This is a genomic window from Staphylococcus haemolyticus, from assembly GCF_006094395.1.
Taxonomy (GTDB): Bacteria; Bacillota; Bacilli; order Staphylococcales; family Staphylococcaceae; genus Staphylococcus; species Staphylococcus haemolyticus.
In genome coordinates this window covers 881,393-896,372 of the sequence record NZ_CP035291.1, presented here as the reverse complement: position 1 = coordinate 896,372, position 14,980 = coordinate 881,393, and the positions used below count along the sequence as shown (strand labels likewise).

General features: G+C 30.8%; 15 protein-coding genes and 1 pseudogene. 1 reads left to right on the top strand and 15 read right to left on the bottom strand.

The annotated features are described in order from the left end of the window. Positions 1 to 59: 59 nt before the first annotated feature. From EQ029_RS04270 to EQ029_RS04220, 11 genes are all read right to left on the bottom strand, one after another. Positions 60 to 1,061, bottom strand: a complete 1,002-nt coding sequence (locus EQ029_RS04270) for a SpoIIE family protein phosphatase (protein WP_037559762.1) — start codon at positions 1,059 to 1,061, stop codon at positions 60 to 62. Between the two features lie 307 nt (positions 1,062 to 1,368). After that, entirely contained in the window at positions 1,369 to 1,734 is a 366-nt protein-coding gene (locus EQ029_RS04265; protein WP_011275272.1) for a type II toxin-antitoxin system PemK/MazF family toxin, read from the bottom strand. After that, positions 1,731 to 1,901 (bottom strand): type II toxin-antitoxin system antitoxin MazE, encoded by a 171-nt coding sequence (mazE, locus tag EQ029_RS04260; protein ID WP_011275271.1) that lies wholly within the window; start codon positions 1,899 to 1,901, stop codon positions 1,731 to 1,733. The genes EQ029_RS04265 and mazE overlap by 4 nt, the downstream gene beginning before the upstream one ends. An 85-nt stretch (positions 1,902 to 1,986) precedes the next feature. Beyond that, the gene (gene alr / locus EQ029_RS04255) at positions 1,987 to 3,135 is read right to left on the bottom strand and encodes an alanine racemase (RefSeq protein ID WP_057504951.1); all 1,149 of its coding nucleotides are present in this window, start codon (positions 3,133 to 3,135) and stop codon (positions 1,987 to 1,989) included. Positions 3,136 to 3,230: 95 nt separating this feature from the next. After that, entirely contained in the window at positions 3,231 to 3,590 is a 360-nt protein-coding gene (acpS, locus tag EQ029_RS04250; RefSeq protein WP_037559766.1) for a holo-ACP synthase, read from the bottom strand. A 9-nt stretch (positions 3,591 to 3,599) separates the two neighbouring features. Further along, positions 3,600 to 4,127, bottom strand: coding sequence for a PH domain-containing protein (locus EQ029_RS04245; RefSeq protein WP_016931364.1), 528 nt, complete (start codon positions 4,125 to 4,127; stop codon positions 3,600 to 3,602). Further along, entirely contained in the window at positions 4,120 to 5,643 is a 1,524-nt protein-coding gene (locus EQ029_RS04240) for a PH domain-containing protein (RefSeq protein WP_016931363.1), read from the bottom strand. The genes EQ029_RS04245 and EQ029_RS04240 overlap by 8 nt, the downstream gene beginning before the upstream one ends. Beyond that, positions 5,636 to 6,115 carry a PH domain-containing protein gene (locus EQ029_RS04235; RefSeq protein WP_011275266.1) on the bottom strand — a complete coding sequence of 160 codons (480 nt, stop codon included), beginning with the start codon at positions 6,113 to 6,115 and terminating at the stop codon, positions 5,636 to 5,638. Before EQ029_RS04235 ends, EQ029_RS04240 begins: the two co-directional genes overlap by 8 nt. Before the next feature lie 165 nt (positions 6,116 to 6,280). Next, positions 6,281 to 7,792: a degradosome RNA helicase CshA gene (gene cshA / locus EQ029_RS04230; RefSeq protein WP_016931362.1), complete on the bottom strand. Its 1,512-nt coding sequence runs from the start codon at positions 7,790 to 7,792 to the stop codon at positions 6,281 to 6,283. Between the two features lie 270 nt (positions 7,793 to 8,062). After that, positions 8,063 to 9,418: a UDP-N-acetylmuramoyl-tripeptide--D-alanyl-D-alanine ligase gene (locus EQ029_RS04225; RefSeq protein ID WP_011275264.1), complete on the bottom strand. Its 1,356-nt coding sequence runs from the start codon at positions 9,416 to 9,418 to the stop codon at positions 8,063 to 8,065. A 15-nt stretch (positions 9,419 to 9,433) separates the two neighbouring features. Continuing rightward, on the bottom strand, positions 9,434 to 10,504 hold the full coding sequence (locus EQ029_RS04220) for a D-alanine--D-alanine ligase (RefSeq protein ID WP_057504952.1): 1,071 nt from the start codon (positions 10,502 to 10,504) through the stop codon (positions 9,434 to 9,436). A 417-nt stretch (positions 10,505 to 10,921) separates the two neighbouring features. On the opposite strand from EQ029_RS04220, the gene EQ029_RS04215 reads away from it, so the two are divergent. Next, complete coding sequence (locus EQ029_RS04215) at positions 10,922 to 12,121, top strand: FtsW/RodA/SpoVE family cell cycle protein (RefSeq protein WP_011275262.1); 1,200 nt, start codon at positions 10,922 to 10,924, stop codon at positions 12,119 to 12,121. On the opposite strand, the pseudogene EQ029_RS04210 reads toward EQ029_RS04215, so the two are convergent. The 4 genes and pseudogenes from EQ029_RS04210 to csoR all read right to left on the bottom strand — a co-directional run bounded on the left by EQ029_RS04210 (position 12,096) and on the right by csoR (position 14,856). Then, positions 12,096 to 13,773 (bottom strand): annotated as a pseudogene (locus tag EQ029_RS04210) (IS1182 family transposase). The gene EQ029_RS04215 and the pseudogene EQ029_RS04210 sit on opposite strands and share 26 nt — an antisense overlap. 296 nt (positions 13,774 to 14,069) lie before the next feature. Then, positions 14,070 to 14,207: an Lmo0850 family protein gene (locus EQ029_RS04205; RefSeq protein WP_103261999.1), complete on the bottom strand. Its 138-nt coding sequence runs from the start codon at positions 14,205 to 14,207 to the stop codon at positions 14,070 to 14,072. A 107-nt stretch (positions 14,208 to 14,314) separates the two neighbouring features. Further along, positions 14,315 to 14,521, bottom strand: a complete 207-nt coding sequence (csoZ, locus tag EQ029_RS04200; RefSeq protein ID WP_011275259.1) for a putative copper chaperone CsoZ — start codon at positions 14,519 to 14,521, stop codon at positions 14,315 to 14,317. A gap of 11 nt (positions 14,522 to 14,532) precedes the next feature. Continuing rightward, entirely contained in the window at positions 14,533 to 14,856 is a 324-nt protein-coding gene (gene csoR / locus EQ029_RS04195) for a copper-sensing transcriptional repressor CsoR (protein WP_046309851.1), read from the bottom strand. Positions 14,857 to 14,980: the final 124 nt, after the last annotated feature.

The window sequence follows — 14,980 nt, the reverse complement described above, 5'->3', positions numbered from 1 at the left end:
TATGTATACTTTAGTAAGTATACCCATAGTTAGATTTATATAATCTAAAAATTTAATATTTAATTTACACGTTTTATAATCATAATAGTCATATCGTCACGTTTGTTAGGGTTTTGTATTTTTAATATAGCTTCATATAATATTTGTACTATATCTTGTGGATGCATATGCTTATACTTACGTATGAGGTTCAACAATGTGTTTTTAGCTATGAATTCGCCATCTGTGTATCTTGCTTCTGTAACACCATCAGTAAATATGATAACTAAATCATCTAAATGAATGGGAATTTCTTGTTGAGTATAACGAGTGTGCTGACTTACACCTAAGACTCTTCCTCTAACTTCAATTTCTTCAAATGTTTCAGTTTCCGCTCTATATATATATCCAGGTTCATGACCTGCAGAACTACAATAAAGTAGATGGTTCATTTCTTCATATAATCCGTAAAACATGGTCACAAACATGTTTTGATTTACGTTTTTCTCCACAACACGGTTAAGACGTTTCAATCCATCACTAGGTAATTGGGAATGCCCATAGGAGTCCATTCCGAATTTAATCATACTCATAGCTAATGCAGCTGGAATTCCCTTACCTATAACATCAGCAATAGCGAAACTCATCGTTCCATCCCTATGATCAATTAAATTAAAATAGTCGCCACTCACTTTTTGAGCAGCAACAGAAATCACACCAATCTGTATACTATCAAATTGAGGGATATCTGTTTTTAACATTGTCTGTTGAAGCCTAGAAGCTAAATCAATTTCTTTATCGTGGAATTGCATTTTATCAACTAACTTTTGGTAGTCTCGATAACTATATCCAAACCCTTTTACAACCTCTTGTAACACATCTAATGTATCAAAAATTTGTTCTTTATCTAAATTTAAGGAGGTTACATATGATTTGTGTATATTCACAATATCTTCAGGTAGAATATCTTTTTTAATTACTTCATCTGTAAAATCATTACACTTTTTTAGAAATTGTTGTTTATTTTGCGTAACTAAACTTTCATCAATAAGTTGCTTATAATGCTGCTTAAATTCTTCCAAAAATCTGCCTCCTTGCTTCAATATATCTATTACTTAGAACTTATTTATATGCATTTGATATTTATTAATAAAATTCATTATTGTTAAAACCATAATATTAAATAATATGCTTTATATTTAAAAAAGACTTTAGGTATTACCTAAAGTCAACAACTAAAGACTATTAATTAATCTAGTACTTACCTTCAAATAAGACTAATATGTATTAAGTGCATAGAAATTAAATTACGAAAATTCGAATAACTGAATTTAAAATATTGTCTTTAATAGTTAAAATGAAATACTTTTGAATTATACATGAATTAAGTTATGTGTTTTGCGTTTTAACTTCATCATGCAATCCTAGACTAATGTCTAACGCTTCATCCACTTCTTGCATTTTCTCATCAGATAGATATGTTAATTTTTCTTTTAGTCGTTTTTTATCTAATGTTCTAATTTGCTCGAGTAGAATAACTGAATCTTTATCAAGTCTGTATTTCTTTTTCTCGATTTCAACATGTGTGGGTATTTTCGCTTTATTAATCCTTCCCGTAATCGCAGCAACGATTACGGTAGGACTATATTTGTTACCAGTATCGTTTTGAATGATAACTACAGGTCTGACTCCCCCTTGTTCTGAGCCCTGTACTGGTGACAAATCAGCTAAATATACATCGCCTCTTCTAATCATTCACTTTTATAATTAGAAATAAGGTACGTTTCGTTGCAATCACAAGCTTCGCATTCTAGAGGAAAAGCTTCTGTCGCTAGGGAGAGATTTAATTCGGCCATTTGTGCATAGCCTTCTTTTAAAGATTGTTCAAGACTGTGACTTCTATTTTGATTGAAAGTAAGCATAATATGAACCTCCAGTTGATACCAAATAAGACATTATAAACTTTAATTAATTTTATAATAACAAATTTTATTTCAAGTGACTATACTATTTTAATAATTCATTAGTTACATGCATCTCGTCATCAACTTGATAGATTCTAGGTAAACGTCTACCTAAATTACATAAAACTTCATAGCTAATCGTGTCTTGTTTTTGAGCTAGAGTTTCAGCTGATTGAGGTGAATCATAAGCATTATCTAGAAGTGTCACAGAGTCTCCCTCTTTTACATCATCTGGCACTTTAATTATCATTTGATCCATACATACTCGACCTATGACTTCACATTGATGGCCTTTGACATTAACAAATGCCCCTTGCATTGAGCGTAAGTAACCATCTGCATATCCAATTGGCAAAATTGCGATTTTTATATCTTCAGTTGCTGTAAATGTACTGCCATAACTTACCGATTCGCCAACTTTTAAATATTTAGTTTGGACAACTTGTGTTAATAATTGCGCACTTGGTTGTAATTCAGTTTCAACTTTTTCTTTTACATACGCTGACGGATAATAACCATAAAGTGAAATACCAAGTCTAACTGCGTTACATAATTCAAAGTTTCTCAATAAGGAACCAGCTGAATTTTGAGAATGTATGAATTTAGGTTTTTCAGCTTGAGTTACTAAGGTTTCAAATTGTTCATATTGATGATCCATTGAGTCGCCAGGTTCATCAGCATTAGCAAAGTGCGTATATACACCTTCGAATACCAAATGAGGATGACTTTGAATTAAGTCAATGACTTCTTTATATTCTTCCAGTGATTTAATTCCAAGTCTGCCCATACCTGTGTCGAGTTTCACATGTAGCCATAAATTCTTTTCATTATCATCACTAATTAATTCTATTGCATGTTGTAGCAATTGTAATGATGGTACAGTCAAAGCAACTCTGTGTTGAATAGCTTTATTTATATCTTCAAGAGGAATGACGCCTAAGATAAGTATTTGAGCATTGATTCCATGCATACGTAGTTCAATAGCTTCATCAAGAGTTGCTACTGCAAAAAAGTCAGCACCGTTTTTCATTAAATGTTGTGCGATTTTAACGCTACCTAGCCCATAACTATTAGCTTTTACTACTGGTATAACTGTTTTATCGCTATGCAACGTTCTAACAGTATTATAGTTATTTAAAATCGCTGATAAATCTACGTTTAAATAAGTTGATCTATAGAATTTATCTGACATACGTAATCCTCCTCTTATTTAGTAAAAAAATCTTGTTTATTATTGATTTAACTCGTTCAAAATACGAGGTAGAAATTATTTTTATTATAATACTGTTAATCTCTCTTTTCTAACAAAACCTGACTCATCGCATAATGTTCTGTATGAGTTATTGAAACATGTACGATAAAACCATTGTAATCTATACATGGTTTACCTTTTATATCGTTGTAACAATTAATGTCTTTGAATGCCACTGTTTTTCCTAAGCCTGTACCTAATGCTTTACTGAAAGCTTCTTTGGTTGCGAAACGACCAGATAAAAATTCAAATTTTCTCTTTTCACTTTTAAATGAATGAAATTGTTGTTCCTCTTCTTGTGTTAAAATTCTCTTTACTAACTTGTCTTTTTGTTTCTCAAAAGCTTTTTTAATTCTATCAATTTCTATTAAATCAATACCTATTCCATGTATCATGCTAATCCCTCACTCACTAGGTAAATTTGAATGATCTATTTTCTTATTCATTTCACTAATATCATTTTGCTGAATTTTTTTCTTATTTTGTATCATTTGTTTAAGATTAATTGCGTCTGTCTTTGCAATCAAGTCTATTTGAGAAACACCACCTGCAGTCGACAAATGCAATGATGCTAACTCATATTTTCTCATTAAAAAACCTTCTTTAATATCGATATTTTGAATTCTATAAAATGGAATAATTTTAGTATTGATAAAAATAATGCCTCTTCTTATATAAATTTCATCATTTGAATGACTATAACGAAAGTTTTTATATTTTAAAAATGGTGTTATAACTATAAAAACAACACAACATAAAATGATTAGTACTATCGCAAGACTTACAAGTAATGCGCGACTCATTTCCTCAATGTATAAATCACATAAAATGCTTGCTATTATCACTATAATTGTAAAAATAATGCTAGTAATCATTGAAGCAATCCTCATCACTTTAAGGCCGTTTTTATTCATGTAATTATAATTAGACATCGTACTCACCTCTTAAATACGCATCAACGTAGCGTTGCGATGTATCTTCTTTTATGAACTTTAATTCCATAAACTCAAATATTGATCCCTTAGCAATAAGGAAATATAAATTTGCTAAATGACTTCTTTCGAGAAAAGGATGTTGGCTCGTTTCCATACCTATAATTTTATCCGTTTTGAAGTAATATGTTTGAAAACCAAAAGTGCTTACGCGTTTCAAAGTAATTTCATCATTCTCTATCACTAAGCCAGCATTTTTAACGTAGATATATGCATGAGACATCATCACAATAATTATCATCAAAGCGATAAAAAAGCTCCATGCACTCCAAAAATAAGTTCCAATACTAGCTAAAATTAAAACGATAATACTTGGTATAAAAAAGTGACGATGAAATCCATTCCACGGCATAATGTTTTCGACCTTATTAAACTTCATTTCTGGTACAAGCTTTCCAATAATTTCATACGCTTCTTTTTGTCTTATAAATGGTAATATCATAATTTTACCATTGTCACTTGCATCATCTTTAGACTCTATGTCCATATCACTCGTGATTATAAAGTGTATAGAGGTATATCCAAATATTTTTCTTAAGAAAGATTGTTTCTCTAACACTGCTTGTAGTCGATCAGTTGGAACTGTTAGATTTTTCACATTAAAAAGACCATAACTAATTTTAAGATGATTCCCCTGTTGTACAACTTTGTAGTTATAATAACGAATAATCGTAATTATAGTTCCTAAAACATAACTAATGATTAAAATCGATACAACAACAAACAACACAATAATAAGTACAGAATTTACCCAATGCCATAGATTAGACGTCCATTTATCCCAAGGGATAATATCTTGAAATGCACCTACTATTGGCGAAACGGCAGCAAAGGCCACACCTATTGCCCCACTCGTCATAGCCATTAGAATTAGTGAAGTTAAGGACATATTGAACACATGTTCTGAATTACTTTCTGTTACACTTGTCGACGCATTGTATTGCTCAGTTTTTAGTTCATTTTCATCCGCTTCATCATTGATTGAATATTCTTGAGTATCATTATTTAATTCTTTTTGTCTCATACGTATGGTTTGTTCAATGAACTCACTCTGTTTCTTCGTTATTGTTGCCAATTCAATACCATCACTTGGCGTTTTAATTTGTAAACTAACACCACCCACGATTTGGTTAATCAAACCTTGTGTTGTATCTAATGACTGAATTCTACTTAGATTTAGTTCTTTTCTTTTTTTATTTAACCAACCAGATGTAACAATAAATTGATCGTTTTCAATCCAATATCTTGTAACTTTAATTTCTAAAAATCGATGTATAAACGTCAAAATAAAGATAAATAAAAAGATTGATGGGCCAATATAATGACGAATTTCTGTAAAATCAAAATTCCATATATTAAAACCAACTAATATGATAAATGTAAAAATATTTTGTTTAATTACGTCTATTATCCCTGTTATGTATGAAATTGGATGCAATTTTTGTGGATTAAACATCTGAATCAGCACCTCGCAATGCTATAAAAATATCTTCTGATAATTGATTCATTTCTTCTTCTGAGACAATTGGTAATTTTAGTTCATGTCCCGCTGTTACAAAAATTAAAATATTTAAATTTAATAGCTTTAAAATAGGATTACTTTTAATTTCTAAAAATTGTAGCCGTTCAATTTTAGTTATTTGGTGTTTTTTAAAGATAAAAGTCTTTTTAACTTCGACATTTCTATCATTAACCCTATAAAAACGATATTTATAATTAATAATGGGCTGTAATAGTAAACGAATAACCGAAATGAAGACTAAGAAGATAAGTATGTAGACAATAAGGTGGTACCAATTAAAATATCGCCACATTGAAAATAGTGCAACAATGATAATCAGTTCTATTAAAAATAAGATACCACTATTAAGCCAGTGGTATTTCAGTGCATTTTTAGGACTCTTATGAAATGAACTTTCTACCTTCATAATATACTCCTTTGCAATTTTATTTTATTATATCATATTTAGTGTGAGGCTTACTGACCTTGCTGAATATGCGAAATTGTTAAATTACTTCTACTATTTAATCAAATTTAAAACCACCTCAAAAGCATGAGATGGTTTGATTATAAAATTCAATATTGAATTATTTTATTTTTGTAAATCTGCGAATGTTCGACCTTTCATCGTAGATCTACCTTTGTCTTGTCTTTCACGACGGTCAGGTTTTTTACCTTTTTTCTTATTAAAGTTACCTTTTGAACGTTTGTTTTTATTATCGAACTTGTTATTACGTTTTCCACCACGACGTGATCCATTACCTTTACCTTGGCGATTTTTACGTGCTAATGGTTTTTCAAATGTTAATTGTACTTCCACTTCATCATTTGCTTCTACTAATTCTTGTAGTAATGATGCAACTAATTCAGTACTATCATATTCTTCTAATAACTCGCTTGAGATACGTTTCAAACGTGCTTCACTTTCTCGTGACATCCAATTTTTCACTTTATCTTTAATATCATCTTCACGCGCTTTTAATACTTCTTTTCGGTGAGGTGGTCTTAAAGCGTTCATGCGTCTTCCATTTGAATCTTCAATTTGACGGATGTAATCCATTTCAATTGGATTTACAAATGTAACAGCGATGCCTTCTTTACCAGCTCTTCCTGTACGTCCGATTCTATGTGTATAGCTTTCAGTATCTTGAGGAATGTCAAAGTTATATACATGACTTACACCTGAAATATCTAAACCACGTGCCGCAACGTCTGTAGCAACTAATATATCGATTTGATCATTTTTAAATTTCTTCAATACTTCTAAACGTTTAGCTTGTGTGATATCACCATGTAAGCCTTCTGCTTTGTATCCTTTAGATAATAAAGCACTTGTTAATTCATCCACACGACGTTTTGTTCTACCGAAGACAATGGCTAATTCAGGTTGGTGTACATCTAAGAAATTAGTAAATGTATCGAACTTTTCAAGCTCTTTCACTATTGTATAATATTCATCAATTTGAGGGTCTGACATTTCGTTGTTCATTGTCTTAACGATTTGAGGAGATTTCATGAATTGTTGTACTAAAGTTTGGATTGCTTTAGGCATTGTTGCTGAGAATAACATTGTTTGTCTTTGTTCAGCTGGAATTTTATCCATAATGAATCTCATATCATCGATGAATCCCATGTTCATCATTTCATCCGCTTCATCCAAAATCAATGTATGAATACCATTTGTTTTTAATGTACGTCTATTTAAGTGGTCAATGACACGTCCTGGTGTACCTACAACGATTTGTGGTCCTCTTTTTAAAGCTTTAATTTGTCGATCGATTGGCATACCACCAAATACCGTTACAACTTGTACATTTTGACCACGGCTAAATTCTCTTAATTGTTCAGCTACTTGCATAGCCAATTCTCTTGTAGGTGCTAATATTAACGCTTGTACACCTGATTGACCCACAACTTTTTCTATTAAAGGAATCCCGAACGCTCCCGTTTTACCTGTACCAGTTTGAGCTTGTCCAAGGATGTCTTTTCCTTCTAATGTATAAGGGATACTATCTTTTTGGATAGGTGTGGGTTCCTTAAAGCCCATTGCTTCAAGGGTCTCAACTGTTTTATCCGAAATCCCTAGTTCTTTAAAATTTTGCAATATAATTCTCCTTTTAACTTTCTTATTTATCAATATACGTTTGTGTATATAAGGTCCTCTTATTACGTCAACTTCTATATAGTACCACCTAAAATTACATATCGCAATAAAGCAATTTTATAGATGAACTCGTTTTCAAACCTATTTTCATATAATAGCGTTTACATTTTTCACTTGTTAATTAAATTTTTAAAGTAAAAAAACAAGCCACTAAAGGATTTAGATTCCTAATTAGTGACTTGCTTAGATTGATAGTAATTTTGAAAATAATTAAATCAATTTATTTACAACTTCTTCAAGTTTATTTCCTCTTGAACCTTTTACAAGAACTTTGTCGTTAGCAACTAAGTTATTTATTAAATATTGAGTTAATTGTTGTTTATCAATAAAATATTCAACGTGGTCAACAAATTGTCCTCCAATATCACTAATATACTTTGCATCTTTGCCATATGTTAATAATGTATGGATGTTTTTACCTTCTAAATATGCGCCTACCTCTTCGTGCATTGAACGACTATTTTCCCCTAATTCAAGTGAGTCAGCAAGTACAATAATTTTTCTACCTTCCATTTGACTCAAAGTATCAATTGCGGCTTTCATACTTGTAGGACTGGCATTATAAGCATCATTTATGATAGTAATATCATCATCAGTAATATGGCGTTCCATTCGCATACCAGTAAGTTGAACATGATTAATGTTATGTTGAATAGTCTCATATTTAAGTCCTAGTTCATGACCAATAGCAATAGCGATAGCTGCATTTTTCATATTATGGATTCCTAGAATAGGTAATTTATAATGTTCATTACCGTTAATAGAGAAAGCAATGCCATCATTTTCACTATGTTCTACTTCGCATACTAAAGCATTATCTTGTTTCAAACCTACACTTAAACATTTAGCGTGTTTGATTTTTTTAACATGTGGTTCAAGCAATGGTTCATCACCATCATAGATGAATGTTCCTTCTTTTTTAAGTCCAATTGTTATTTCAGATTTAGCTTTAGCAATGCCTTCACGAGAACCTAAATCTTGCATATGTGATTCACCAATATTAGTAATAACAGCAATATCTGGTTCTGCTATATTAGAAAGTAATTCTATTTCATGGAATCCAGACATACCCATTTCTAATATTGAAATCTCTGTATCTAAATCAAGCTCTAAAATAGTTAACGGTAAGCCTATTTCATTATTGTAATTACCTTGCGTTTTTTTTACTTTAAATTCAGTGTGTAATACACTCTCAATCATATCTTTTGTAGTTGTTTTACCGTTTGAACCAGTAACACCTATTACTTTAGGGTTCACATGTTTAAGATATGCTTTAGCTAATTGTTGTAACGCAATTAATGTATCGTCTACCCATATAATAGGTCCCTTCACGTTATCATCAATGTCATGGCCCTTTTCATAGAAAGAAGCCCCAGCGCCATCTTTTAACGCCTGTGAAACAAAGCAATGACCATCTACGTTCTCACCTTTAAATGGTATAAATAACATATTAGTTTTGATTGCACGTGAATCGATCGTCACACCTTTGATGGTTTGTCGTAAATATTGTGAATCAATATCACAAGGTATCCATTCCTGAATTTGCTGTAAAGTAACTTCTATCATTTATGAATCCCTCTCTTAGTCAATTGTGTATTTGTTTTTCTTTTTATCCTCGTGACGTTCTTTAGCTAGGTCAATTAATTTTGTGATTAGGTCAGAATAAGATAACCCCATATTCTCCCATAAACTTGGATACATACTAAATGCTGTAAATCCAGGCATTGCATTTGTTTCATTAATAAAAATTTGATTGTCTTCAGTAACAAAGAAATCCGCACGTACTAATCCCGAACAATCTGTAGCTTTAAATGCTTCCAATGCCATGTTTCTTAATGTCATTTGCACTTCTTCATCTAATTCTGCAGGAATTTGTAAACTGATTTTACCGTCTTTGTATTTTGATTTGTAATCATAGAATGCAACATCTTTGATAACTTCTCCTGGCCATGTTGTTTCAGGATAGTCATTGCCCAATACAGCTACTTCAACTTCGCGAGCATTAATACCTTGCTCAATAACGAGTTTACGGTCAAATTGGAAAGCTTCCTCAATACCTGATTTTAGTTCATCCTCATTATTACATTTACTAATACCTACACTTGAGCCAAGATTTGCAGGTTTTACGAATACTGGATATGTAAGTTTATCTTTAACGAGTTTAATAATATTCCCCTCATATTTTTCATATTCACTTCTTAAGAAACTAATGTAAGGTAATTGAGGCAATCCTCTATGTTCAAATAATTGTTTCATGACAAGTTTATCCATTGAACTTGATGCAGCTAGTACACCGTTTCCAACATATGGTAAATCAAGAACTTCAAATAACCCTTGAATTGTACCATCTTCACCATTAGGGCCATGAAGTAATGGGAATATTGCATCATAAGGTTTACCATTTCTACTTTCTTTAAGCAAAATAGTGATTTCGCCCGCTTCTATATCTGTCATATTTAGGGATTCAATTTCTTTAATTTCCTCAGTGATATTTTCTTTTTTCTTCCATAAGCCATCATTCGTAATATAAATGATATCCACTAAATATCTTTCTTTATCAATTGCATTAAGAACATTTTGCGCAGTCAATTTAGAAACATCATGTTCAGCACTTTTACCACCATATACGATACAAATGTTTTCTTTTACCATAAGTAGTTCCTCCATTAAGAAAGATCATAACTCAATCATTTATGAGAAGTATTAAACTATTACGTTATTTAAACTTCTTACAAATGTCTATATCTCTTTCAATTCATTTTTACTTTTTCTTTTTAGTTAACTATCAATATTTTATAAATTTTATTTAGTTTAAACTATGCTTTCTAAAAAACAATATTATCACAGTCTAAAGTGATTTTGCATTTATCAACTTAAATCTAATTATGTTTAAATAATTTTTTTGGTTTATATTAGATTAATTTACCAATCATAATTCAAACACAATTTTAGATAGAATTTTTAGTTTTCTATATTCAGCCTGTTATTTTCTAGCAAATTAATATAAAGTCATGTAAAATTTGTATATAATATTAATCGTTCGATTATAAGAATTTAAGGAGTTTTCTCATGAAATATTCATCCCGTCAACAGCCTTCAAAACATTGGCTACGTAAGATAGACTGGATACTTGTAGCATTATTAACCATACTTGCCATTATAAGTGTTACTACGATTAGTTCAGCTATGGGTGGAGGACAATATAGTGCAAACTTTAGTATTCGCCAAATCATATATTACATATTAGGTGCTATTATCGCATTAGTTATTATGCTTATTTCACCTAAAAAGATTAGAAATAATACATATATTCTTTATTTTATCTTTTGTGTACTACTTATCGGTTTACTCATATTACCTGAAACATCTATTACACCAATCATTAATGGTGCTAAAAGTTGGTATTCATTTGGACCAGTAAGTATTCAACCCTCAGAATTTATGAAGGTCATCTTAATTCTAGCATTAGCAAAGAGCGTTTCTAACCATAATCGTTTTACTTTTAATAAATCTTTTCAAACTGATTTAGTCTTGTTCTTTAAAATCATAGGAATTTCAATAGTTCCAATGGCTTTAATCTTATTACAAAATGACTTAGGTACAACGCTTGTGATTTGCGCTATTATTATCGGTATAATGTTAGTTAGCGGTATTACATGGAGAATTTTAGCACCATTATTTATAGTCGCTTTTGTTTTTGGAGGAACTATTATATTAGCTATCATTTATAAACCAACGTTAATTGAGAGCCTTCTAGGTGTGAAAATGTATCAAATGGGACGAATTAATTCTTGGTTGGATCCATATTCATATAGTGCTGGAGACGGTTATCACTTAACAGAATCTTTAAAAGCGATTGGGTCTGGTCAATTATTCGGTAAAGGATTTAATCATGGTGAGGTTTACATTCCTGAAAATCATACAGATTTTATATTCTCAGTAGTTGGAGAAGAAATGGGATTTATAGGCGCTGTAGTTTTACTACTCATCTTTTTAGCATTGATTTTTCATTTAATTCGACTTGCTACGAAAGTTGAATCTCCATTCAGCAAAATATTTATCATAGGCTATGTATCACTACTTGTTTTCCATATATTACAAAATATAGGTATGACAATCCAATTACTACCTATTACCGGAATTCCACTACCATTTATTAGTTATGGCGGTAGTTCACTATGGAGTTTAATGGTTGGTATAGGTGTCGTCTTATCTATACATTTCCATCAAAGACAAACAATGCCTAATAAAGAAGAGTCCGGGACATAAAGTTCTTGGATAAGTGAAAAAAAGACAATTTCTATTGAAATAATATAGAAATTGTCTTTTTTATAAATTTTTTGATTATTTTCAGCTCGTTGAGCTACTACTTTTCTTATATTAAGTGCCATTAATACAAAACCAAGTTCTCTTTTGACTTTATTGAGTCCTCGGACAGACATCCGAGTGAAACCCAAAATAGCCTTCATAAATCCAAAAACAGGTTCCACATCAATTTTTCTTTGACTGTAGATATTTTTTGTTTCTGGTTCTGAAAGCTTTTTGTTAATTTGGGATTTAAAATATTCCCAGTTATAATTCTTCATTATTTTTTTGTTTGTTTTTGAATTGAAGTTCATACATTGATTTTTCAGAGGACATTCTGAACAATCATCACATTCATATAATTTGAAGTCTCGCTTATAACCATACTTATCATGACGATAGGCATATCTTTTAAAACCTAGCCGTTTATTATTCGGACAAATGAATTCGTCATTAATTTCGTCATAGTTCCAATTTTGAGTATTAAAGATGTCACTTTTATATTTTTTAGTTTTATCTTTTATAAACATTCCATATGTTATGAGTGGCGTTCGATTAAAGTCATCTATAATTGCCTTATAATTTGATTCACTACCATAACCTGCATCAGCTACAATATATTCAGGTAAATGACCGTAGGTCTCTTGAATTGAATTTAAAAATGGAATCATCGTTCTAGTATCCGTTGGATTTTGATACACATTATAAGATAAAACAAATTGGGAATTTGTCGCTATTTGTAAATTATACCCTGGCTTAAGTTGTCCATTTTTCATGTGATCTTCTTTCATTCTCATAAATGTCGCATCATGATCTGTCTTAGAATAACTATTTCTATCCTTTAAAATAGATTTTTGAAATTCGTATCGATACTTTCGCTCAAAATAATCATTGATTTGCTTTTTGTATTTTTTGATTTTAGTTCTTTTGAGACGTATTTGTTTTCTTGTTTTAGTACATTTTTCATTGTTGATATGTTGGTTTAAATCTTCGATTTCTTTATCTAAGTGACTACCAATCAAATCTATTTCTTCTTTTGTTAATTCATTATCATGATCTTCTTTAATTTCCGGTATGATTTTATTGGTTACCAATTCATGGTAGAGGGCTTTAGAATCCTCATTCATCTTTGATTCATGGTTTTGAATACTCTTTTTCCATACAAATGTATATCGATTGGCATTTGCTTCAATTTTTGTACCATCAATAAAAATAGCTTTATCATCTATAAGATTTTGTTTTACACACTGACTGTAAAATTGAATAAATAAAGATTCTAATAAAGCATCTACTTTTGGATTTACTCTAAATCGATTAATTGTTTTATAAGAAGGTTTTTGATTTTGTGATAGCCACATCATTCGGATGCTATCATTAAGCATTTTTTCTATTTTACGACCTGAGAATACAGATTGTGTGTAGGCATATAGAATCACTTTTAACATCATTTTAGGATGGTACGAAGTTGCACCACGGTGATGTCTGAATTCGTCGAATTCATTGTCAGGAATTGTTTCAACAATATCATTTACATGTCGTGAAATATCATTTGTGGGGATAAGAACTGAAGTTTCCATTGGTAGAGTAAGTTGAGTCATGTTATAATTTTTATACATAAGGCACCTCGTTAATTTAGTTTAGTGATGTTTATTAAATTATACGAAAGTGCTTTATTTTTTTAAAGTATTACAATGTAAAATTACATATAAATACAAAGTATTTTGGCGAGACTCTTGAGGGAACAGGACAAGCTGAAGACTACAGGCTGAAGCTGTCCCCTAAGAAAGCGAGCCAACAATACGGAGTATTGTAAATAAAGAAGCCAGTAAATGAATTTGTTAAAACTCATTTACTGGCTATTTCTCTAGGGTTTATGTCCCAGACTCTTCTACCTTTATCAATTGCTAGCAGACTATTTAAGTTCTTGGCGCACAGGTGTTGTAGCTGGCAATGTATTAATAATGTCTAAACGAGATTTAGTTTTATTAATATTCACACCTAATGACGATAATAATTTAACAACATTTTGCAATTTATCCGAATTACTCATGGCTTTCACCTCGTTTTATGACTTCAAAGTTATACTACCCCAATTATCGTTGTTTTACTACATTAATTCAGCATAAAATTGATATTTAATAAAATTATTTTAAATTATCAACCTAATACCTTATAACCATCATCATAAATTTCTTTTTCAATACTATTTAAATTCGTAGGTGTTTCATAAGAAATTTTAACTAATTGGTCATTTAGTTCTACAATTACTTCATCTACACCTATCATCTTCTCAAGTCTATGTTGGAGTGAATTAGCTTGCTCTTCAGTATTTAATTCACTAATTCTAATTTCACTAAAGTTCATTTAATTAACCCCTAATCTTTCATTAATTTTTGAAAAGTCACTAACAATTCTTCCATCGCTTCTTCTTGAGCGCCGTTATTCACTTTATCCATGATACAGCTTTTCATATGATGATCTAGCAACTTAGTGGCCACACTATTTAAAGCTGATCTTGTAGCTCTAATTTGAGTTAGCACGTCATCACAGTATACATCTTCTTCAATCATGCGATTAATCGCTCTAACTTGCCCTTCAATACGATTAAGTCTTGATTTTAAATTCATTTTAATTTGATCGGAATGATGTGCATTTTCATGATTATTCAAGGTCGTCACCCTTTCTAATAGTACTATCATATCGTATAATTTACCTTCATATTCGTCAAACACTGTAACTTATTTTCATGAAAAAGGGTCATGCTATTTAGTTAATGCCATGATACAATTAAGTTTAAGAAAGTACTAGACTTATCTTATTCTT